Raw genomic sequence first — 19,638 nt, 5'->3', positions numbered from 1 at the left:
GGGTGGCCTGAACCACTACCAGTACGTACCCAACCCGACGGGGTGGGTGGATCCGCTGGGGTTGACTAAGTTGACTTGCTGTCCGCCGGGAGAGGGCGGGAAATCTGGAACGTCGCAGGATTCTGCCACACCCGCTATAGCGGAGGAAGGAAATAATAGGCCGCTAGATCCATATGATGAGAAGTTGTTTGGGCATGCATTCACTAAGCATGGACAGAATAATACCGAGTTTTTGAAGCGACGCTCTGCAGCGATGGGGCGTGCAAACGGTCAATGGATGGATGACGCAGCTGCTGCAGAGTTTGTTGATGGTATTCATGGGGCAGGAACTTTCGTTGTTGATCTTCCGGCTGGCGTGCGTGATAGGATGGTAAACCCTGATGGGACATTTGGTGGCGTTTCAAAGGCAACTATTGTTAGGAAGGGAAATGGGAAGCTAATAACAGCCTTCCCGGGAGAGAATTAACTTGGAATATTATGGCGCCTCTGAAGCAGATAGACGGATTGTTTCATCTCTTCTTGGGTTGAAGTTTGCTGACATGGGCCAAGATTGGGAGTTTGTGCTTTCTGATACCAATTTAATTCCTATTGCAATTGATATTTTATTGAGAGAAAAGGAAAGCAGGGAAGTTAGGGCTGCGATTGCATGCATAACGATATCTAGCTTGTATGATTATTATCGTGACATGGGGGTGGATCATCCTCTCCGCGACTGTGCGGTCAGTGCCATCCGGAAGGATCATTCAATATTTTCCGCGATGAAGGGTTTTTGGTCGAACGGGGGAGGGGGAAAATATGTCTTAGATCTCCTGGGGGTATGATTTTGTTTCTAGGAGCAGAGGCACAGGATGAGGTGGTGCGGGTCAAATTTGAAACGGTCTAGCGTGCGAGTCCAAGCATCACAAATCGTTTTGAACGAAGTACGCCACCGTAGAGCTTTCAGATGCTTGGTAAAGTTTTATGCTGCTATGAAGGCCCACACATGGGCTTTCAGCGCATCGAAGTCCGGGTAGTGAAACGATGTGATGGTGGCCTCCTTCACATAGTGAGCCGGATGCACGTGATATTCCATGCTCCAGTCCAGCGGTTAAGAGAGCCTCTGATCAGCTTGACCAAGGCGCCACGAGCGTTGTGGTCAATAGGCGATCTAACTCAGAGGAAATATTAGGGAAGGTCTGAAAAACACTTCCCGATCTGGTGAAATAGGCCGCCAGTCCCTCTGGAGTCCCCTTGCATGAAGCAGCTGTCCTTCGCCGATGCCGAGTACGCCGGCAAGCGCAAACAGACCCGCCGTGAGCGCTTCCTGATCAAGATGGATCAGGTCGTGCCGTGGCAGGCTCTGATGGCGCTGATCGAGCCGTACTACCCGAGAGGCGAAGGTGGGCGTCCGGCTTATCCGTTGGCTGCCATGCTGCGGGTGCACCTCATGCAGAACTGGTTCGGCTACAGCGATCCGGCGATGGAGGAAGCCCTCTACGAGGTGACGATCCTGCGCCACTTCGCCGGACTGCACCTGGACCGGATTCCGGACGAAACCACCATCCTCAACTTCCGCCGCCTGCTGGAGAAGCACGAGCTGGCCAGCCGAATCCTGGAGGTCATCAATGGCTACCTGGGCGAGCGCGGCCTGCTGTTGCGCCAGGGCAGCATCGTCGACGCGACCATCATCCATGCGCCCAGCTCGACCAAGAACAAGGATGGCAAGCGCGATCCGGAGATGCACCAGACCAAGAAGGGCAACCAGTACTACTTCGGCATGAAGGCGCATATCGCCGTCGACGACGACTCGGGTCTGGTACACAGCGTGATCGGCACGGCGGCCAACGTCGCAGATGTCACCCAGGTCGACAAACTGCTGCACGGCGAAGAGTCGTATGTCTGCGCTGATGCCGGCTATACCGGCGTCGAGAAGCGCGCCGAGCATGCGGGCCGCGAGGTTATCTGGTCGGTGGCCGCTCGCCGCAGCACCTACAAGCCGCTCGGCAAGCGCAGCCTGCTCGGACGCATGATTCGCCAGATCGAGAAGGTCAAGGCTCAGACAAGAGCCAAGGTCGAACATCCGTTCCGGGTGATCAAGTGCCAGTTCGGCTACACCAAGGTGCGTTTCCGTGGGTTGGCGAAGAACACGGCCCAACTGGTCACCCTGTTTGCCCTGTCGAACCTCTGGATGATGCGGAAACGGCTGTTGATGGCAGGTGAGGTGCGTCCGTGATGCGGGCAAGCAGCCCACGGAGTGCGCCTGAAGAGCAAGGAATAGAGTCGGGAGCGCTGAAATAGTCCGCGATTGACGTGAAGACCTTCGTTTTTCGGCCTGCTGGGCTGCGCGGAGGTAAAAACGGGGCTATTTCAGACCTTCCCTGGGTCTGGGGTTGGATATAACCCAAACAAAAAAGACAAGAACAACCCAATTAAAGTTGAGAACATGAATGGCGCAGAAATCAAGTTTGACAAAGACACCCAAAACCCGTTCACCGCATTTCCTATAGATTGAGAGTTAAAGAAAATGCTAAAACATTCTTTTCTTGATAAGCCTTACGAGCCGAGAATAGTAGTATTTCTTGGTGGGATCGATATCTATGATAGAGAGGAGACGCTTGGCGAGGAGCTTTGGAAGTATGACCCAAGCAATCCAGCCGATAGAAGAGGCGTAATTGATAGATATATTCTCAAGAGGCTCGATAGTCTCTCTTATAGGCATAAGTTCATGCTATTAAATGAGCTGAAAAGGTCTCTCCTTGACACTAAAACTGACTTCTCTGCACTATTTGTCGCCAATCATGAGGAGCATGAATCATTGGCATGGGAGAACGATGAGATTGAGAATCCTCGTGCTTTCTTTGAGGATATCTATGCGGCTGCCCAAGAGCGCTGGAGTAGTGACATCAAAAAGGCAGCCGCTGAAGATCAATCTACGTGGTGAGCATTAACTTGGTATTCTTTATCAAGAATGGAGCATCACCCTCTAGCTGGAAGATTGGTGAGGGATCGCCAGAAGCGAAATACAATTATGCAGGACCTATAGCAATCGAAAGTTCATTAGCTTCCCTGAGTATGCGGAGTATCTTGAGACTTTAAAATCCAGCGGCCTGTTTTTTCCGTTGAGGTTGAAAGAAACTATTCTGGTGGGGGTAGACTGGAAATTAGGTGCAGGAAGTGCTGCGATGTTTGGCGGATAGTAGAGTTAGATCCCTCGTTTTCTGGTATGAGATGCAAGGTGTGATTTGACAGTCTTTGGGGGTTGCCGGCCGTCTGCGCCAGGTCATCCTGCCGGGCGGTGCCAGCCGCGCCTACGACTACAACGCCTACGGCAAGGTGACCGCCGAGCGCGACGAACTGGGCCGCGTCACCCGCTACGAGTATGCCGATGGCCTGCATCTGGTCAGCCGACGCATCAACCCCGACGGCAGCCAGCTGCGCTACCGCTACGACAACGCCCGCCTGCTGCTCACCCAGATCGAGAACGAGCGCGGCGAGCTGTACCGCCTCGACTACCACCCCAACGGGCTGATCAGTCGGGAAACCGGTTTCGACGGGCGCAGCTGCGCCTACGCCTACGACCTCAACGGCCACCTGCTGGAAAGACTGAATACGGTGAGGACGGTGGCGAGTTCAGCGCCATTGATCTCAACGGCCAGCGCCTGACCAGCCACCAGTTCCGGTTCGGCCGGGAAACCCGGCGCCAGCAGGGCCAGCTGCTCAGCCAGAGTACCTATTCGACGAGTAGGGCCAGCAACCGTCGAACTGCAGCAAGCCTCTACCAAGGGGCAGAGCTTCACCGAATTCTTCGGCGCCAGGCCGGCAGAAGACAACCACGCACCGGCAGACGATCAGCACATGGCCCCGGAAGTCGGCAGATGGTTTTCTCCTAACGCCGCGGAGGGCTCGGCAACCGGAATCCGCCTTCACCTTCAGCCGACATCCGCCTCCCCTCCACGCCCCCCGGCTTCGGTTATACTCGCCGGCTTTACGCAAGCCTCAGAACAGGTGATTTCGTGAGCCAGACTACGCCTGCCGTGCGCACCTTCCAGGACCTGATCCTCGCCCTGCAAAGCTACTGGGCGGAGCAGGGCTGCGTGGTGCTGCAGCCCTACGATATGGAAGTGGGCGCCGGCACCTTCCACACCGCCACCTTCCTGCGCGCCGTCGGCCCGGAGACCTGGAACGCCGCCTATGTGCAGCCCAGCCGCCGCCCCACCGACGGCCGCTACGGCGAGAACCCCAACCGCCTGCAGCACTACTACCAGTTCCAGGTGGTCCTCAAGCCCAACCCGGAGAACTTCCAGGAGCTGTACCTGGGCTCGCTGCGCGCCATCGGCATCGACCCGCTGGTCCACGACATCCGCTTCGTCGAGGACAACTGGGAATCGCCGACCCTCGGCGCCTGGGGCCTGGGCTGGGAAATCTGGCTCAACGGCATGGAAGTCACCCAGTTCACCTACTTCCAGCAGGCCGGCGGCATCGAGTGCTACCCGGTGACCGGCGAGATCACCTACGGCCTCGAGCGCCTGGCCATGTACCTGCAGGGCGTCGACTCGGTGTACGACCTGGTGTGGACCGACGGCCCGTTCGGCAAGGTCACCTACGGCGACGTGTTCCACCAGAACGAGGTGGAGCAGTCCACCTACAACTTCGAGCACGCCAACGTCGACAAGCTGTTCGAGCTGTTCGACTTCTACGAGGCCGAGGCCAACCGCCTGATCGCGCTGGAACTGCCGCTGCCGACCTACGAGATGGTCCTCAAGGCCTCGCACACCTTCAACCTGCTCGACGCCCGCCGCGCCATCTCGGTGACCGCGCGCCAGCAGTACATCCTGCGTGTGCGCACCCTGGCCCGCGCGGTGGCGCACAGCTACCTGCAGGCGCGCGCCAAGCTCGGCTTCCCGATGGCCACCCCCGAACTGCGTGACGAAGTACTGGCCAAGCTGGAGGCCGCGGAATGAGTGCACAAGATTTTCTGGTCGAACTGGGCACCGAAGAGCTGCCACCCAAGGCGCTGAAGAGCCTCGCCGAGGCGTTCCTCGCCGGCATCGAGAAGGGCCTCAAGGCCGCCGGCCTGAGCTACGCCGGCGCGCGCCACTACGCCGCGCCGCGCCGCCTGGCGGTGTACGTCGAGCAACTGGCCACCCAGCAGCCGGACCGTACCGTCAACCTCGACGGCCCGCCGGTGCAGGCCGCCTTCGACAAGGATGGCAAGCCGACCCAGGCGGCGCTCGGCTTCGCCCGCAAGTGCGGCGTCGACCTGGAGCAGATCGACACCAGCGGCCCGAAGCTCAAGTTCACCCAGAGCATCCCCGGCCAGCCGGCCGCCGGCCTGCTGGCGGGCATCGTCGAGGCTTCGCTGAACGAGCTGCCGATCCCCAAGCGCATGCGCTGGGCCGCCCGCCGCGAGGAGTTCGTCCGTCCGACCCAGTGGCTGGTGATGCTGTTCGGTGACAGCGTCATCGATTGCGAGATCCTCACCCGCAAAGCCGGCCGCACCTCGCGCGGCCACCGCTTCCACCACGACGGCGTGGTGCGCATTTCCACCCCGGCCAGCTACGCCGAGGATCTGCGCAGCGCCTACGTGATCGCCGACTTCGCCGAGCGCCGCGCGCTGATCGACGCCCGCGTCGCCGAACTGGCAGCTGCGCAAAACGGCCGCGCGGTGGTGCCGGCCGACCTGCTCGACGAGGTCACCGCGCTGGTCGAGTGGCCGGTGCCGCTGGTCTGCTCGTTCGAGGAGCGCTTCCTCGCCGTGCCGCAGGAGGCACTGATCTCCACCATGCAGGACAACCAGAAGTACTTCTGCCTGCTGGACGGCAATGGCAAGCTGCTGCCGCGCTTCATCACCGTGGCCAACGTCGAGTCCAAGGATCCGGCGCAGATCGTTTCCGGCAACGAGAAGGTGGTGCGCCCGCGCCTCACCGACGCCGAGTTCTTCTTCAAGCAGGACAAGAAGCAGAAGCTGGAAAGCTTCAACGCGCGCCTGGCCAACGTGGTGTTCCAGGCCCAGCTGGGCAGCGTCTTCGACAAGGCCGAGCGCGTGTCGAAACTGGCCGCCTTTATCGCCGCGCGGGTCGGCGGCGACGCCGAGCGCGCCGCGCGTGCCGGCCTGCTGTCCAAATGCGACCTGGCCACCGAGATGGTCGGCGAGTTCCCGGAGATGCAGGGCATCGCCGGCTACTACTACGCCCAGCATGACGGCGAGGCCGAGGACGTCGCCCTGGCGCTCAACGAGCAGTACATGCCGCGCGGCGCCGGCGCCGAGTTGCCGAGCACCCTGACCGGCGCCGCCGTGGCGGTGGCCGACAAGCTCGACACTCTGGTCGGCATCTTCGGCATCGGCATGCTGCCCACCGGCTCCAAGGACCCCTACGCGCTGCGCCGCGCCGCGCTAGGCGTGCTGCGTATCCTGATCGAGAAGCAGCTCGACCTCGACCTGGTGCAGGCGGTGGCCTTCGCCATCGAGCAGTACGGCGACAAGGTCAAGGCCGAGGGCCTGGCCGCCCAGGTGCTGGACTTCGTGTTCGACCGCCTGCGCGCGCGCTACGAGGACGAGGGCGTCGAAGTCGCCGTATACCAGGCGGTGCGCGCCCTGGCGCCCAGCGCGCCGCTGGACTTCGACCAGCGCGTGCAGGCCGTGCAGGCCTTCCGCCAGCTCGCCGAGGCCGCCGCCCTGGCCGCCGCCAACAAGCGGGTATCCAACCTCTTGGCCAAGGCCGAGGGCGAGGTGCCGGCGCAGGTCGCCAGCGCCCTGCTGGTCGAGCCGGCCGAGCAGACCCTGGCCCTGGCGATCAGCCAGGCCGCCGAGGCGGTCGCCCCGCTGGCCGGCGCGCGCAACTACCGCGCCGTGCTGGAGCGCCTGGCCGCGCTGCGCGCGCCGGTGGACGCGTTCTTCGAGGAAGTGTTGGTCAACGCCGACGACGCCGCCGTGCGCGCCAACCGCTACGCGCTGCTCGCCCAGCTGCGCGGCCTGTTCCTCGGCGTGGCGGACATCTCGCTGCTCGGTTGAGGTCATGTCCTGTGGATAACGGCCCCGGTCGTTATCCACAGTCTTCTGCTTATCCGGCCTGTGGATGAGGGTCCAGCTGTTATCCACAGGCGCCCTGCGTAGGGTGGAAAACTCGCGCAGCGATTTTCCACCGTGGCGCATGGTGGACAAGGCGCATCGTTATCCCCCTACGCACCGGGCGGGTTACGCCCCCATACGGCCCACCCGGCCGATGATCCGCTCCACCCATCTGCAGCTTGAGGCTGCCGTTATGAAACTGCTGATTCTCGACCGCGACGGGGTCATCAACGAGGACTCCGACGCCTACATCAAGTCGCTCGCCGAGTGGATCCCGATCCCCGGCTCGATCGCCGCGATCGCCCGTCTGAGCCGGGCCGGCTGGACCGTGGCGGTGGCCACCAACCAGTCGGGTCTGGCCCGTGGCTACTACGACGAGGCCACCCTTGAGGCCATGCACGCGCGCCTGCGCCAGCTGGTGGCGGAGCAGGGCGGCGAAGTCGGCCTGATCGTCCACTGCCCGCACGGCCCGGACGAGGGATGCGACTGCCGCAAGCCGCTGCCCGGCCTGCTGCAGCAGATCGCCCGCCACTACGACGTGGCGCTGGATGGCCTGTGGTTCGTCGGCGACAGCGCCAGCGACATCGCCGCCGCCCAGGCGGTGGCCTGCCAACCGGTGCTGGTGCGCAGCGGCAAGGGCGAGCGCACCCTGGCCAAGGGCCTGCCCGATGGCGTCAAGGTGTTCGACAATCTGGCGGCCGTGGCCGCCCACCTGCTGGCCATGGAGGCCGACCGATGAGCCTGCGTACCGCCCTGTTCTACCTGCTGCTCGGCATCAGCACCGTCATCTGGTGCCTGCTCAGCCTGCTGATCGCCCCATGGCTGCCGCAGAAGGCCCGCTACATCTTCATCGCCCGCACCTGGTGCCGCTTCGCCGTGTGGCTGAGCCGGGCGATGCTCGGCATCGACTACCGCCTCGAAGGGCTGCAGAACATCCCCGAGCAACCCTGCGTGATCCTCGCCAAGCACCAGAGCGCCTGGGAAACCTTCTTCCTCACCGCCCACTTCGCGCCGCTGACCCAGGTGCTCAAGCAGGAGCTGCTGCGCATCCCGTTCTACGGCTGGGCGTTCAAGCTGCTCAAGCCGATCGGCATCGACCGCGACAACCCCAAGCAGGCGCTCAAGCAGGTGGCCAGCGTCGGCCTCGAACGCCTGCAGCAGGGCAACTGGCTGCTGATCTTCCCGGAAGGCACGCGCATTCCGGCCGGCGAGATGGGCAAGTTCTCGCGCAGCGGCTCCTCGGTGGCGGTGGCGGCCGGCGTTCCGGTGCTGCCGGTGGCGCACAACGCCGGCGAACTCTGGCCGCGCGACGGCTGGCAGCGTCATCCGGGTACGATCACCGTGGTGTTCGGCCCGGCCCTGCACGCCGAGGGCGAGGGCCCGCGCGCGGTGGCCGAGCTCAACCAGCGCGCCGAGACCTGGATCGGCGAAACCATGCAGCAAATCAACGGCACGGCGCGCGCGAAGCAGGCAGACTAGGAGCCTGAGCCCGCTCCCGGCGAGGAGGAGGGCAGGACATTCGCGCGGCGGAGGGCAACGACATGGATGTATTTCGCTACCTGCACCTGATGGTCGAGCAGGGCGGCTCGGACCTGTTCTTCAGCGTCGGCGCGCCGCCGCAGCTCAAGCGCGAGGGGCAGAGCCTGCCGGTCGGCAAGACGCCGCTGCCGCCCGGCGCCGTGCAGCAGCTGGCCTACCAGCTGATGAACCAGAAGCAGGTCGCCGAGTTCGAGCGCGACCTGGAGATGAACCTGGCCATCGGCCTGGAGGGCGCCGGGCGCTTCCGCGTCAACGTCTACTACCAGCGCGGCGACGTCGCCATGGTGGTGCGCCACATCAAGAGCAAGATCCCCGGCATCGAGGAGCTCGGCCTGCCCAAGCAGCTCGAGGAGCTGGCACTGCTCGACCGCGGCCTGATCCTGGTGGTCGGCGCCGCAGGTTCGGGCAAGTCGACCACCCTGGCGTCGATGCTCGATCTGCGCAACCGCTCGCGCGGCGGCCACATCGTCTGCATCGAGGACCCCATCGAGTTCATCCACAGCCACCAGCGCGCGATCATCGACCAGCGCGAGGTGGGCCTGGATACCCGCAGCTTCGAGCAGGCGCTGCTCAACGTGCTGCGCGAGTCGCCCGACGTGATCATGATCGGCGAGATCCGCGACCTGGCCACCATGCAGCACGCCCTGCACTACAGCGAAACCGGCCACCTGTGCCTGGCCACCCTGCACGCCACCAACACCACCCAGGCCATCGAGCGCATCTGCAACTTCTTCCCCAAGGAGGCACGGCAGCAGGTGCTCGGCGACCTGGCGCTCAACCTGCAGGCCATCGTCGGCCAGCGCCTGGTGCCGGGGCGCGCGGAGAAGCGCGTGGCCGCCGTCGAGCTGCTGCTGAAGACCCCGTACATCGCCGACCTGATCCAGCGCGACCAGCTCGACGACATCAAGACCGCCCTCGGCCGCGGCCAGGAGCTCGGCCTGCAGACCTTCGACCAGCACCTCTACGCCCTGCTCCAGGCCGGCCGCGTCAGCCTCGACGAGGCCCTGCGCCACGCCGACTCGCGCACCGACCTGACCCTGCGCACCAAGCTGGCCCGCGGCTTCCACGCCGACGAGGCCGAGCTCAAGGTGATGCGCGACGCCGAGCTGAACATCACCCTGTAGCCGTCCCCCTGCTACCTGCCGGGCCGTGGCAGGCGGCGTCCGCGTGCCTGGAACATGAACGAAAGCACGCCGGCCGCTGCCCGCCGTCCGCGGCATTTGGTTAACATGCCGCGAGCTCCTCGCGCGCAACCAGGGAATCGCGGATGAACGACCAGCCAGACCTCGAGTGGAAAGATCTCCTGCCGGAGTCCGCCGGCGCGATCGACGACCGCTTTCCGCACCCGGATGCCGGTGGCAGCTGGGACGACCAGCCGATGGCTCAGGTGCAGCTGGCCGATCTCGATGTCCGCGCGCTGGCCGACTTCCGCGCGCGCGTCACCACCAGCCAGCGCTTGTCCGGCAGCGCGGAGGAGGGCGACGCCGCGCTGGTCGCACAGCTGCAGCTGTTCCATCTCAAGCGCGCCGCCGTGCTGCTGTTCCACGCCGAGCCGGAAAAGCTGGTGACCGGCGCCTATATCCGCATCGGCCAGTTCCGCGTCGATCACGGCCTGGTCGAGCAGCGCGCCATCGGCGGCAACCTGTTCGCCCAGCTCGAACGCAGCCTGGCGCTGCTCGAGGAATACCTGCAGCGCGACCCCGCGGGAGGCGAGCCGCGCACCCCGGCCGCCTATCCGCTGCCGCTGGCGGCGCTGCGCGAAGCGCTGGTCAACGCCATCGTGCACAAGGACTACGCCAGCGGCATTCCGATCCAGATCCGTCTGCACGACGATCGCATCAGCCTGTGGAACCCGGCCCGCCTTGCAGCGGGCTGGAACGTCGCGAGCCTGCGCAACGGTCACCTGTCGCGTCCGGGCAACCCGGACATCGCCAATGCCTTCTACCGCGCCGGGCTGATCGAGGCGTGGGGTCTGGGCATCGACAAGCTGATCGCCGCCTGCCGCGCCCACGGTATCGTCGAGCCGCAGCTACGCCACGAGCAGGATGGCCTGTGGCTGGAGTTCGCCTTCACGCGCGCCGCACCGCGCCACTTCGCCCGGGCTGCGTCCGCCAAGCCCGCCGCGCGTACGACAGGTGAAGTTAAAAACAAGTCCACAAGTGAAGTCGCAGGCGAAGTTACAGGTTATGCCACAGGTGAAGAGCAAGTACCTGTCGCAGGTGAAGTTACCACTTATGTTGCAGGCTATGTTACAGGTGAGGTTGCTCGCCTGGTCAGGGTCTGTGCCGGCGTGATGAGCCGCAAGGCGTTGCAGGATGCGCTGGGCCTGAAGAGCGATGCCAACTTCCGCACCCTGTACCTGGTGCCGGCGCTGGAGACCGGCCTGCTCGAGATGACCATTCCCGACAAACCCAAGAGCAGCCGCCAGCAGTACCGCCTCTCCGCTGCCGGGCAAGCCCTGCGCCAGCGCGCCCAGACGCAGGCCTGACGGCGGACCGGCAGCCTGAGCCGGCTCCGGCGCGGCGCTAGACTCATGCGCAGTTCATCCACAGACGCCCGCAGCCACGGGGTCCCCGAGGAACGGCTCGACATGCACGCCCTTGTCCGCATTCTGCTGCTGTTCGCGGTGGTCTCCGCGAGCTATTTTTTCGTCTACTGGCTGCCATTCGTCTTCGTGCCCCTGGAGGCGCGCGAAGGGGTCGCCAGCCTGGCGGCACTGCTGTGCGCCGTGCTGGCCGGACGCTTTCTCTGGCGCCATACCGGCCACCCTGCGCGCCCCAAGGGACTGCTCGCCAGCATGGCCATCGGTGCTCTCGTGCTGGGCGGCATCGGCTTCTGCGCCGGCTTTTTCGGTCCGCTGCTGCTTGCTCCCCAGGCCAACCAGGGACCGCTGCTCGGCCTCTTCATCACCGGCCCGCTGGGCTTCGTTCTCGGTGCCATCGGCGGCCTGGTCCACTGGTGGCGGCATCGCGACCGGCCGCTCTCCTGACCTCCAGCTCGACCGAGCGGCGCAAACGCCCGGCTTGCTGTGGACAAGAGCCTTTCCCACGGCGCAGCCGTCCTCTGTGGATAGCTGTTTCAACGACTTTACCCACAGGCCGGCGGCCACCCCGCCGAGCCACGCCTGTCTGCAGCCAGCGTGATAGATTGCCACCAGTCGTAATCCACAGGAGTTCAGGATGAACACCGCCCTCGCTTTCCGTCCCGTGCACGACGCCGACCTCGCCGCCATCTGCACCTTCCCGCGCAGCCCCGAAGAGCTCTACTACCTCGCCCCGCGCGCCAGCTTCCCGCTCACCCCCGAGCAGCTGGCCGCCAGCATCGCCCAGCGCAGCGACTCCAGCGTGGTGTGCCGCGGCGACGAAGTGCTGGGTTTCGCCAACATCTACAAACGCGAGGCCGGTGCCTGCTGGGTCGGCAACGTCGCGGTGGCGCCGCAGGCGCGCCGCCAGGGCGTGGCGCGCTTTCTCATGCACCAGATGGCCGGTGTGGCCGCCGAGCGCCACGGCGCCGGCGAATTGCGGGTGTCCTGCTTCAACACCAACACCGCCGGCCTGCTGCTGTATTCCCGCCTCGGCTACACGCCCTTCGCCCTCGAGGAGCGGCTGGATGGCCAGCAGCAGCCGATCGTGCTCATCCACCTGCGTCTGGCGCTGGTGAACGAGTAAGAGAGGCAGTGCCGGCCGGCGGGTGATTCGCGCCAGCCGGCGCCAGACTGTGTCATCACCTTCGACAGACGGACTTGTCCCATGCGCAACCTGCTCCTGCTGCTCGCCCTGTGCGGTGGCGGCTACAAGGCCTGGCAGCACTTCAACCAGCCGATCCCCGAAACCAACGCACCGCTGCACGCCGCGCCCTACCTGGCGGTGTACGGCCGCGACGCCTGCGGCAACACCCAAGCCACCCTGCGCGACCTGCGCCAGGCTGGTATCGCCTTCGAATACCATTCGGTGGACGACCCGGCGGTGGCCGACCTGCTGCACCGACGCATGCAGAACGCCGGTCTCGAGGTGCGTCGCTACCTGTTGCCGGTGGTCGATCTGAACAACCAGCTCAGCGTGCATCCGGACAACGAAGAGTTGGTTCGTCAGGCACGGACACTGGCCCTGTAGCCCACCCAGCCGAGGCTCCGAATGCCCTTTACGCCACTGCACATGGGACCAGGCATTCTGCTCAAAAGTCTGCTGCCAACCAGCCTCTCGCTGATGGTGTTCGGCTGGGCGCAGATCGTGATGGATCTGCAACCGCTGGTCGCGCTGCTCACCGGCCGGGGCGAGCTGCACGGCTTCAGCCACACCCTGATAGGCGCAAGCCTGCTCACGCTGGTGGCCGCCCTCAGCGGCAAGTACCTCGGCGAGCTGGGCCTGTATCTCCTCGGTCTGCGCAACCAGCTGCCGATCCGCTGGCGCGCGGCCTGGGTGGGCGCAGTCATCGGTACCGCCAGCCATGTCCTGCTGGACAGCCTGGTACATGCCGATATCCAGCCGCTGGCGCCTTTCTCGACGGCGAACGGCCTGTTCGGCCTGGTTTCCTGGGAGGCCATGGAGTGGCTCTGCTTGGCAAGCGGAGCGCTGGGCGGCATCCTCTACCTCGCCGGCGCCCGCCGGCTGTCCCGACGCCAGCGACAAGGATGATCGGCATGACCGACGAAGAGTACCGCCACGCCTCCCTCGCCGTGCTGTGCGAGATCCGCGACGGCCAGCGCGAGATCCTCGCCCAGCTCGCCGCCCAGCGTGCGCTGGCCGAGGAGCAGGTTGCCCGCTCGCGGGAGAAGGTCGAGGAATCCATCGGCCTGCAGAAACTGGCCCTGCAGCGCCAGAGCGCGATCACCCGGATCGCCGTGCCGGGCATCCTCGTCTGCATCGCCGCCATCGGCTACCTGGTGCTGCGCTACTTCTAGGCCACATGTGTTCCACGTGGAACACTCCGAAGGCAAGCCAGAATATGATCAGCGCGCTCTAGGTGGTAATGCTCTCCACACCCTCTACAAATACAATGAGCCGGACAGAAGGGACTCTTTAATCGCTCGCACCTCTTAATTAGCCTTGCCCCTTCGTCTCACTCCTTGCTTTCTCGAGATCTCGTTGGTACTCGTTATGCCGTCTCATGACCCTATAATGCTCAAGAGCATCAGCGGGTAGCAGAAAGGTATCCACGATGATATCGAGCGGCATCAGGATAACCGTCACCGGCGGACACACGATGCTTCCCCAGCAGAGCATCGTGTAGAAAGGATCACCGTCATCCGTTTGATTGACGAGCATTTTGGCGCTCGTCTGGATGCCTTTGTAATAAGTGTCATCTGTGCGATAGGGATAAGAGGAGCCGCGGGAAATCACCGTTCCGCAGCCAGATAGCCCAAGACAGAAAAGCACCATCAGGGTACCGAGGAGTCGAGTATTCATGTGTGCATCCTTGCAGCGAGTGGCCATTCCGAAGCTCATTCCGCCAGTTGTAGCGCTTCCAGTCCGTGCACGGCTCGCAGGCTCACCATACGGGCGCTACCTTACCGCTCTAGGCCATTGAGCTGCAGTGCGCACTTGATCCTCTCGCACTTCTCAATTTCGAACTGCGAGAACCACATCAAAAGGTGAGTGGTAATTCAGGCGCCAGCGCCCAAGCGCGCAGCGGTGGCGATCAGCGGGCACCCGGCAGCGCGCCAAGTCTCCGCGGTGAATAGCTGCGTAGGCAGGGCAGCCTTACTTCCTGACCTTGCTCGCCGGCTCGCCGCCGATACCCCAGTGGCTCTTCGGCACCTCGGTGATCAGCACGCGCACGCGGTCGATGGGCGAATCGAGGGTGCGTGCCAGCGCCTCGCTGACCTCGCGGATCATCGCTTCCTTCTGCTCGGCACTGCGGCCTTCCATGATGTGGACATGGGCTATCGGCATGGCAAACCTCCTGGCGAAAAGGCCCCGGCCGGAAGCCGGGGCAGGGGACTCAGACGAATCGAGCGGACACGCTGCCCAGGCCCTGGTAGCGCACGGTGACGTTGTCGCCCGGCTCGACCGCCACGGCGGCGGTGATGCCGCCGGTCATGATGAAGGTACCGGCCGGGATGTGCTCGCCGCGCTCGGCCAGCAGGTTGGCCAGCATGGCCACGCTGGACAGCGGATGGCCGAGCACCGCGGCGCCGGCGCCGACTTCCACCACCTCGCCGTTCTTCTCCATCACCACGCCGAGGGTGCGCAGGTCGACGTCCTCGAGGTTGGCCATCTGGCCGCCGGTGATGTAGCGGGTCGAGGAGGCGTTGTCGGCCACCACGCTGATCAGGTCGAACTTGAAGTTCTCGTAGCGCGAGTCGATCACCTCGACGGTGGGAATCACGTAGTCGATCGCCGCGATCACGTCGCCGATGTGGCAACCCGGGCCGTGCAGCGGCGCCTTGGTGACCACGGAGATTTCCGCCTCGATCTTCGGGTGGATCAGCTTGGCGCAGTCGACCACGCCGCCGTCCGGCACGCTGAAGTAGTCGGAGAGGAAGCCGTAGATCGGCGTCTCCACGCCCATCTGCGCCATCTTCGCCCAGGAGGTCAGGCCCATCTTCAGGCCGACGGTCTTGTTGCCGCGGGCTTCCTTGCGGCGACGAATCTCCCACTGGATGTCGTAGGCGTCGGCGAAGGTCATCTGCGGGTAGTCGTTGGTGATCTTCGGGATGTCGTGGACGTTCAGCTCGGCGCCTTCGACGTGCTCGGCCAGGGCCAGCACCTGGTCGCGGGTCAGGGTACGGTTCATGCGGTCACCTTCTGGGTCTGGCGGGCCTTGGCCATGTCGAGGGCCAGGTCTTCGATCATGTCTTCCTGGCCGCCGACGGTACCGCGGCGGCCGAGTTCTACGAGGATGTCGCGGGCCGGCACGCCGTACTTCTTCTCGGCGCGCTGGGCGAACAGCAGGAACGAGCTGTACACGCCGGCGTAGCCCAGGGTCAGGGCATCGCGGTCGACGCGGATCGGCTGGTCCATCAGCGGCACCACCAGGTCCTCGGCGACGTCCATGATCTTGTACAGGTCGATGCCGGTCTCGGCGCCCATGCGCTTGAGCACCGCGCAGAGCACTTCCAGCGGGGTGTTGCCGGCACCGGCGCCGAGGCCGGCGACCGAGCCGTCGATGCGCACCGCACCGGCCTCGATGGCGGCCAGCGAGTTGGCGATGGCCATGCCCATGTTGTGGTGGCCGTGGAAGCCGATCTGGGTCGCCGGGTTCAGCTCGGCGCGCAGCAGGCCGATCTTCTGGCTGACTTCGTCGGGCAGCATGTAGCCGGCCGAGTCGGTGCAGTAGATGCAGTTGGCGCCGTAGCTTTCCATCAGCTTGGCCTGCTCGAGGATCTTCTCCGGGCTGGCCATGTGGCCCATCATCAGGAAGCCGACGGTGTCGACGCCCATCTTGGCGGCCATGCCGATGTGCTGCTCGGAGACGTCGGCCTCGGTGCAGTGGGTGGCGACGCGGATGGTCGACACGCCGCAGTCCACCGCCATCTTCAGGTGGTCGACGGTGCCGATGCCCGGCAGCAGCAGGGCGGAGACCTTGGCCTGCTTGAGCTTGGGGATCACCGCGCTGAGGTATTCCTCGTCGCTGTGCGCCGGGAAGCCGTAGTTGATCGAGCGCCCGCCCAGGCCGTCGCCGTGGGTGATCTCGATCAGCGGCATGCCGGCGGCGTCCAGGCCGGTGGCCACCGCGACCATCTGCTCGAGGCTGATCTGGTGGCGCTTGGCGTGCATGCCGTCGCGCAGGCTCATGTCGTGCAGGGTGACTTGCTTGCCTTGCAGATTCATCGTGTCTCTCCTCAGGCCAGGGCAGCTTCGCGGCTAGGCAGCTGGATGGTGCCGGCGGCGATTTCCTCGGCGAACATCTCGGCGGTGCGCAGGCCGGCGGCGGTCATGATGTCTAGGTTGCCGGCGTACTTGGGCAGGTAGTCGCCGAGGCCCTCGACCTCCATGAAGATCGACACGCGGTTGCCGTCGAACACCGGGCCGTTCTTCAGGCGGTAGCCCGGCACGTACTTCTGCACCTCGGCGAGCATGGCGTGCACGGAGGCTGTGATCGCGTCGCGGTCCGGCTCGCTCTCGGTCAGGCAGTGGATGGTGTCGCGCATCATCAGCGGCGGCTCGGCCGGGTTGACGATGATGATCGCCTTGCCTTCCTTCGCCCCGCCGACCTTCTCGATGGCGCCGGCGGTGGTGCGGGTGAACTCGTCGATGTTCTTGCGGGTGCCCGGGCCGATCGAGCGCGAGGACACGGTGGCGACGATCTCGCCGTAGGCCACCGGCTGCACGCGCGACACCGCGGCGACCATCGGGATGGTCGCCTGGCCGCCGCAGGTGACCATGTTGACGTTCATCTCCAGCTTGCCGACGTGCTCCTTGAGGTTCACCGGCGGCACGCAGTACGGGCCGATGGCGGCCGGGGTCAGGTCGATCATCAGCACGCCCAGCTCGTTGAGCTTGCGGCTGTTCTCGGCGTGGGCGTAGGCGCTGGTGGCGTCGAAGGCGACGCGGATGTCGTCGGCGATGACGTGCGGCAGCAGGCCGTCGACGCCCTCGGCAGTGGTCTTCAGACCGAATTCGCGGGCGCGCTTGAGGCCGTCGGACTCGGGGTCGATGCCGACCATCCACACCGGCTCGATCCACTCGGAGCGCAGCATCTTCATCACCAGGTCGGTGCCGATGTTGCCCGGGCCGATGATCGCCGCTTTCAGTTTCTTGCTCATGGGTCTGTCCCCTGTTCTTGTTCGGTCAGGTGAAACGCACGCTGGCGCTGCCGATGCCACCGATCTCGACGCGCATGAAGTCGCCGGCCTTGACCGGCTCCAGCGGCACCAGGGAACCGGAGAGGATCACCTCGCCGGCCTTCAGGCCGATGCCGAAGTGGCCGAGGGTGTTGGCCAGCCAGGCCACGCAGTTGACCGGCGAGCCCAGCGCGGCCGCGCCGGCGCCGGTGCTGATCTGCTGGCCGTTCTTCTCCACCACCATGCCGCAGGTGACCAGGTCGACCTGGCGCGGGGAGACTGCGTTGTCGCCGAGGATGAACAGGCCGCAGGAGGCGTTGTCGGCCACGGTGTCCTGGATCTTGATCTTCCAGTCCTGGATGCGCGAATCGACCACCTCGAAGCAGGGGATCACGCACTCGGTGGCGGCCAGCACGTCGGCGTTGGTGATGCCCGGGCCCATCAGGTCCTTCTTGAGGATGAAGGCGATCTCGCCCTCGGCCTTGGGCTGGATCAGGCGCTCGCTGATCGGCATGGTCGCGCCGCTGCTGAACACCATGGCGTCGGTCAGGTAGCCGAAGTCCGGCTGGTTGACGCCGAGCATGGTCTGCACTGCCTTGCTGGTCAGGCCGATCTTCTTGCCGATGATACGCTCGCCGGCGGCCAGGCGGCGCTCGAGCATGCGCAGGGAGATCTGGTAGGCATCGTCGATGGTCAGGTCATAGCGGCTGGTCAGCGGGGCCACGGCCTCGCGGCTCTGCATGGCCTGGTAGAGCTCGTCGCCGAGCTGGTGGATCAGTTCTTGGTTCATGCGGATTCTTCCTGTTGGGCGGCTTCCCCTGGGGAAGCCGCCGGGTTTCTGAGCGGGCTCGGCTATCTCACAGCTTGACGCAGATGTTCTTCAGCTCGGTGTAGAACTCCAGCGAGTGCACCCCGCCTTCGCGGCCGATGCCCGACTGCTTGGCGCCGCCGAAGGCGGTGCGCAGGTCGCGCAGGAACCAGCTGTTGACCCAGACGATGCCGGCCTCGATCTGCCCGGCGACGCGGTGGGCGCGCGAGCTGTTCTCGGTCCAGATTGCCGAGGCCAGGCCGTAGGGCAGGCTGTTGGCCAGCTCGATGGCTTCCTCTTCCGTGTCGAACGGACGGATGTGGCAGCACGGGCCGAAGATTTCCTCGGTGACCACCGCCGAGTCGTCCGGCAGGCCGGTCCAGATGGTCGGCTGCACCCAGGCGCCGCCGGCCAGGTGCGCCGGCATGTCCGGCACGCCGCCGCCGGTGACGATGGTGGCGCCCTCGTCCTTGGCCTTCTGGTAGTAGCTGAGGACCTTCTCGCGGTGCTTGTGACTGACCAAGGATCCGAAGTTGGCGCTCGGGTCGTTGGGCTCGCCGATCTTCAGCGCCTCGGCGCCGGCCTTCAGGCGGGCGACGAATTTCTCGAAGATCGGCCGCTCGACGTACACGCGCTCGGTGCCCAGGCAGACCTGGCCGCAGTTGGCGAAGGCCGAGCGCAGGGTGCCCTCGATGGCCTTGTCCATATCGCAGTCGGCGAACACGATGCCGGCGTTCTTGCCGCCCAGCTCCAGCGACACCTGGCGCACGCCCTTGGCGGCGGCGCGCATGATGGTCTCGCCGGTGCCGGTCTCGCCGGTGAAGGTGATGGCGTCGACGTCCGGGTGGGCGGTGAGGAAGGCACCGGCCGAGTTGCCACCAAAACCGTGCACCACGTTGTACACCCCGGCCGGCACGCCGGCGGCGTTCATCACCTCGCCCAGCAGCGCGGTGGTGGTGGGGGTTTCCTCCGACGGCTTGACCACCACGGTGTTGCCGCAGGCCAGCGCCGGGCCGACCTTCCAGGTCATCAGCAGCAGCGGCAGGTTCCACGGGCTGATCACACCGATCACGCCCTTGGGACGGCGCACGCCGTAGTTGAGCGCGCCGGTGCCGTCCGGGGTGGCCATCTCGAAGGCCTCGGTCGGCACGTTCTTCACCAGGTCGGCGAACACCTTGAAGTTGGCCGCGCCGCGCGGGATGTCGATGTGCGAGGCCAGCGACTTGGGCTTGCCGGTGTCCAGGCACTCGGCCTCGAGGAACTCGTCGAAGCGCGCGGTGATGCCGTCGGCGACGCGATGGAGGATCTCGGTGCGCTCGGCCACGCTCATCTTGCCCCACGGGCCCTTGAGCGCGGCGCGGGCGGCCTTGACCGCGGCGTCGACCTCGGCCTCGCCGGCCTCGTGGATCTTGGCGATCACCTGGCCATTGACCGGGCTGACGTTGTCGAACAGCTTGCCGCTGGCGGAGCCGACGTATTCGCCGTTGATGAAGTGCTTGATCTCTTTCATGGATGCGG

At 64.9% G+C, this 19,638-nt stretch carries 20 protein-coding genes and 4 pseudogenes; 16 read left to right on the top strand and 8 right to left on the bottom strand.

The window, feature by feature from the left end:
* A pseudogene (locus tag LMJ29_RS05180) lies at nucleotides 1-466 on the top strand (hypothetical protein); the annotation flags it as partial.
* Nucleotide 467: 1 nt separating this feature from the next.
* Nucleotides 468-821 (top strand): hypothetical protein, encoded by a 354-nt coding sequence (locus LMJ29_RS05175; RefSeq protein ID WP_229604450.1) that lies wholly within the window; start codon nucleotides 468-470, stop codon nucleotides 819-821.
* Nucleotides 822-829: 8 nt separating this feature from the next.
* Here LMJ29_RS05175 and LMJ29_RS05170 read toward each other — a convergent pair.
* Nucleotides 830-1,042 (bottom strand): annotated as a pseudogene (locus LMJ29_RS05170) (IS481 family transposase); the annotation flags it as partial.
* A gap of 192 nt (nucleotides 1,043-1,234) precedes the next feature.
* On the opposite strand from LMJ29_RS05170, the gene LMJ29_RS05165 reads away from it, so the two are divergent.
* The 14 genes and pseudogenes from LMJ29_RS05165 (at nucleotide 1,235) to LMJ29_RS05100 (ending at nucleotide 13,487) form a co-directional block, all read left to right on the top strand.
* Nucleotides 1,235-2,212: an IS5 family transposase gene (locus LMJ29_RS05165; RefSeq protein ID WP_229604449.1), complete on the top strand. Its 978-nt coding sequence runs from the start codon at nucleotides 1,235-1,237 to the stop codon at nucleotides 2,210-2,212.
* A 291-nt stretch (nucleotides 2,213-2,503) separates the two neighbouring features.
* The gene (locus tag LMJ29_RS05160) at nucleotides 2,504-2,920 is read left to right on the top strand and encodes a hypothetical protein (protein WP_229604448.1); all 417 of its coding nucleotides are present in this window, start codon (nucleotides 2,504-2,506) and stop codon (nucleotides 2,918-2,920) included.
* A gap of 320 nt (nucleotides 2,921-3,240) precedes the next feature.
* Nucleotides 3,241-3,608: pseudogene (locus tag LMJ29_RS21085) on the top strand (hypothetical protein); the annotation flags it as partial.
* A gap of 384 nt (nucleotides 3,609-3,992) precedes the next feature.
* Nucleotides 3,993-4,940, top strand: coding sequence for a glycine--tRNA ligase subunit alpha (gene glyQ / locus LMJ29_RS05150; RefSeq protein WP_229604447.1), 948 nt, complete (start codon nucleotides 3,993-3,995; stop codon nucleotides 4,938-4,940).
* Nucleotides 4,937-6,991: a glycine--tRNA ligase subunit beta gene (gene glyS / locus LMJ29_RS05145; protein WP_229604446.1), complete on the top strand. Its 2,055-nt coding sequence runs from the start codon at nucleotides 4,937-4,939 to the stop codon at nucleotides 6,989-6,991. The genes glyQ and glyS overlap by 4 nt, the downstream gene beginning before the upstream one ends.
* 250 nt (nucleotides 6,992-7,241) lie before the next feature.
* Nucleotides 7,242-7,787: a D-glycero-beta-D-manno-heptose 1,7-bisphosphate 7-phosphatase gene (gene gmhB / locus LMJ29_RS05140; RefSeq protein ID WP_229604445.1), complete on the top strand. Its 546-nt coding sequence runs from the start codon at nucleotides 7,242-7,244 to the stop codon at nucleotides 7,785-7,787.
* Complete coding sequence (locus tag LMJ29_RS05135) at nucleotides 7,784-8,527, top strand: lysophospholipid acyltransferase family protein (RefSeq protein ID WP_229604444.1); 744 nt, start codon at nucleotides 7,784-7,786, stop codon at nucleotides 8,525-8,527. Before gmhB ends, LMJ29_RS05135 begins: the two co-directional genes overlap by 4 nt.
* 62 nt (nucleotides 8,528-8,589) lie before the next feature.
* Entirely contained in the window at nucleotides 8,590-9,711 is a 1,122-nt protein-coding gene (locus LMJ29_RS05130) for a PilT/PilU family type 4a pilus ATPase (RefSeq protein WP_229604443.1), read from the top strand.
* Nucleotides 9,712-9,854: 143 nt separating this feature from the next.
* Nucleotides 9,855-11,075 (top strand): Fic family protein, encoded by a 1,221-nt coding sequence (locus tag LMJ29_RS05125; protein ID WP_229604442.1) that lies wholly within the window; start codon nucleotides 9,855-9,857, stop codon nucleotides 11,073-11,075.
* Nucleotides 11,076-11,177: 102 nt separating this feature from the next.
* Nucleotides 11,178-11,576, top strand: coding sequence for a hypothetical protein (locus tag LMJ29_RS05120; protein WP_229604441.1), 399 nt, complete (start codon nucleotides 11,178-11,180; stop codon nucleotides 11,574-11,576).
* Between the two features lie 190 nt (nucleotides 11,577-11,766).
* Nucleotides 11,767-12,255, top strand: a complete 489-nt coding sequence (locus LMJ29_RS05115; protein WP_229604440.1) for a GNAT family N-acetyltransferase — start codon at nucleotides 11,767-11,769, stop codon at nucleotides 12,253-12,255.
* An 81-nt stretch (nucleotides 12,256-12,336) separates the two neighbouring features.
* On the top strand, nucleotides 12,337-12,699 hold the full coding sequence (locus tag LMJ29_RS05110; RefSeq protein WP_229604439.1) for a glutaredoxin family protein: 363 nt from the start codon (nucleotides 12,337-12,339) through the stop codon (nucleotides 12,697-12,699).
* Between the two features lie 21 nt (nucleotides 12,700-12,720).
* Entirely contained in the window at nucleotides 12,721-13,221 is a 501-nt protein-coding gene (locus tag LMJ29_RS05105) for a metal-dependent hydrolase (RefSeq protein WP_229604438.1), read from the top strand.
* 5 nt (nucleotides 13,222-13,226) lie between these two features.
* A complete protein-coding gene (locus LMJ29_RS05100; protein ID WP_229604437.1) occupies nucleotides 13,227-13,487 on the top strand; it encodes a hypothetical protein in 261 nt (86 codons plus the stop codon).
* 139 nt (nucleotides 13,488-13,626) lie between these two features.
* Here the strand turns inward: LMJ29_RS05100 and LMJ29_RS05095 are convergent, their stop codons facing one another.
* From LMJ29_RS05095 to LMJ29_RS05065, 7 genes and pseudogenes are all read right to left on the bottom strand, one after another.
* Nucleotides 13,627-13,992: a YceK/YidQ family lipoprotein gene (locus tag LMJ29_RS05095; protein WP_229604436.1), complete on the bottom strand. Its 366-nt coding sequence runs from the start codon at nucleotides 13,990-13,992 to the stop codon at nucleotides 13,627-13,629.
* Between the two features lie 294 nt (nucleotides 13,993-14,286).
* Nucleotides 14,287-14,511, bottom strand: a pseudogene (locus LMJ29_RS05090) (4-oxalocrotonate tautomerase); the annotation flags it as partial.
* Nucleotides 14,512-14,527: 16 nt separating this feature from the next.
* A complete protein-coding gene (dmpH, locus tag LMJ29_RS05085; protein WP_229604434.1) occupies nucleotides 14,528-15,322 on the bottom strand; it encodes a 2-oxo-3-hexenedioate decarboxylase in 795 nt (264 codons plus the stop codon).
* Nucleotides 15,319-16,359: a 4-hydroxy-2-oxovalerate aldolase gene (gene dmpG, locus LMJ29_RS05080; RefSeq protein ID WP_229604433.1), complete on the bottom strand. Its 1,041-nt coding sequence runs from the start codon at nucleotides 16,357-16,359 to the stop codon at nucleotides 15,319-15,321. The genes dmpH and dmpG overlap by 4 nt, the downstream gene beginning before the upstream one ends.
* Nucleotides 16,360-16,370: 11 nt before the next feature.
* Nucleotides 16,371-17,294 carry an acetaldehyde dehydrogenase (acetylating) gene (locus tag LMJ29_RS05075; RefSeq protein WP_229604432.1) on the bottom strand — a complete coding sequence of 308 codons (924 nt, stop codon included), beginning with the start codon at nucleotides 17,292-17,294 and terminating at the stop codon, nucleotides 16,371-16,373.
* Nucleotides 17,295-17,319: 25 nt separating this feature from the next.
* The gene (gene dmpE / locus LMJ29_RS05070; protein ID WP_229604431.1) at nucleotides 17,320-18,102 is read right to left on the bottom strand and encodes a 2-oxopent-4-enoate hydratase; all 783 of its coding nucleotides are present in this window, start codon (nucleotides 18,100-18,102) and stop codon (nucleotides 17,320-17,322) included.
* Nucleotides 18,103-18,169: 67 nt separating this feature from the next.
* Nucleotides 18,170-19,630, bottom strand: a complete 1,461-nt coding sequence (locus LMJ29_RS05065) for a 2-hydroxymuconic semialdehyde dehydrogenase (RefSeq protein ID WP_229604430.1) — start codon at nucleotides 19,628-19,630, stop codon at nucleotides 18,170-18,172.
* Between the last annotated feature and the right edge of the window lie 8 nt (nucleotides 19,631-19,638).

Origin of the sequence: Pseudomonas oryzagri, assembly GCF_020831405.1 — a bacterium.
Classification (GTDB): Bacteria; Pseudomonadota; Gammaproteobacteria; order Pseudomonadales; family Pseudomonadaceae; genus Geopseudomonas; species Geopseudomonas oryzagri.
The sequence above is the reverse complement of the archived record's forward strand: the minus strand, read 5'-3'. Positions and strand labels throughout refer to the sequence as shown.

Excerpts from the sequence above, each read along its gene's own strand:
- LMJ29_RS05165 (WP_229604449.1), top strand. The coding sequence starts at position 1,235 with ATGAAGCAGCTGTCCTTCGCCGATGCCGAGTACGCCGGCAAGCGCAAA.
- LMJ29_RS05160 (WP_229604448.1), top strand. The coding sequence starts at position 2,504 with ATGCTAAAACATTCTTTTCTTGATAAGCCTTACGAGCCGAGAATAGTA.
- glyS (WP_229604446.1), top strand. The coding sequence starts at position 4,937 with ATGAGTGCACAAGATTTTCTGGTCGAACTGGGCACCGAAGAGCTGCCA.
- gmhB (WP_229604445.1), top strand. The coding sequence starts at position 7,242 with ATGAAACTGCTGATTCTCGACCGCGACGGGGTCATCAACGAGGACTCC.
- LMJ29_RS05135 (WP_229604444.1), top strand. The coding sequence starts at position 7,784 with ATGAGCCTGCGTACCGCCCTGTTCTACCTGCTGCTCGGCATCAGCACC.
- LMJ29_RS05130 (WP_229604443.1), top strand. The coding sequence starts at position 8,590 with ATGGATGTATTTCGCTACCTGCACCTGATGGTCGAGCAGGGCGGCTCG.
- LMJ29_RS05125 (WP_229604442.1), top strand. The coding sequence starts at position 9,855 with ATGAACGACCAGCCAGACCTCGAGTGGAAAGATCTCCTGCCGGAGTCC.
- LMJ29_RS05120 (WP_229604441.1), top strand. The coding sequence starts at position 11,178 with ATGCACGCCCTTGTCCGCATTCTGCTGCTGTTCGCGGTGGTCTCCGCG.
- LMJ29_RS05115 (WP_229604440.1), top strand. The coding sequence starts at position 11,767 with ATGAACACCGCCCTCGCTTTCCGTCCCGTGCACGACGCCGACCTCGCC.
- LMJ29_RS05110 (WP_229604439.1), top strand. The coding sequence starts at position 12,337 with ATGCGCAACCTGCTCCTGCTGCTCGCCCTGTGCGGTGGCGGCTACAAG.
- LMJ29_RS05105 (WP_229604438.1), top strand. The coding sequence starts at position 12,721 with ATGCCCTTTACGCCACTGCACATGGGACCAGGCATTCTGCTCAAAAGT.
- LMJ29_RS05100 (WP_229604437.1), top strand. The coding sequence starts at position 13,227 with ATGACCGACGAAGAGTACCGCCACGCCTCCCTCGCCGTGCTGTGCGAG.
- LMJ29_RS05095 (WP_229604436.1), bottom strand. The coding sequence starts at position 13,992 with ATGAATACTCGACTCCTCGGTACCCTGATGGTGCTTTTCTGTCTTGGG.
- dmpH (WP_229604434.1), bottom strand. The coding sequence starts at position 15,322 with ATGAACCGTACCCTGACCCGCGACCAGGTGCTGGCCCTGGCCGAGCAC.
- dmpG (WP_229604433.1), bottom strand. The coding sequence starts at position 16,359 with ATGAATCTGCAAGGCAAGCAAGTCACCCTGCACGACATGAGCCTGCGC.
- LMJ29_RS05075 (WP_229604432.1), bottom strand. The coding sequence starts at position 17,294 with ATGAGCAAGAAACTGAAAGCGGCGATCATCGGCCCGGGCAACATCGGC.
- dmpE (WP_229604431.1), bottom strand. The coding sequence starts at position 18,102 with ATGAACCAAGAACTGATCCACCAGCTCGGCGACGAGCTCTACCAGGCC.
- LMJ29_RS05065 (WP_229604430.1), bottom strand. The coding sequence starts at position 19,630 with ATGAAAGAGATCAAGCACTTCATCAACGGCGAATACGTCGGCTCCGCC.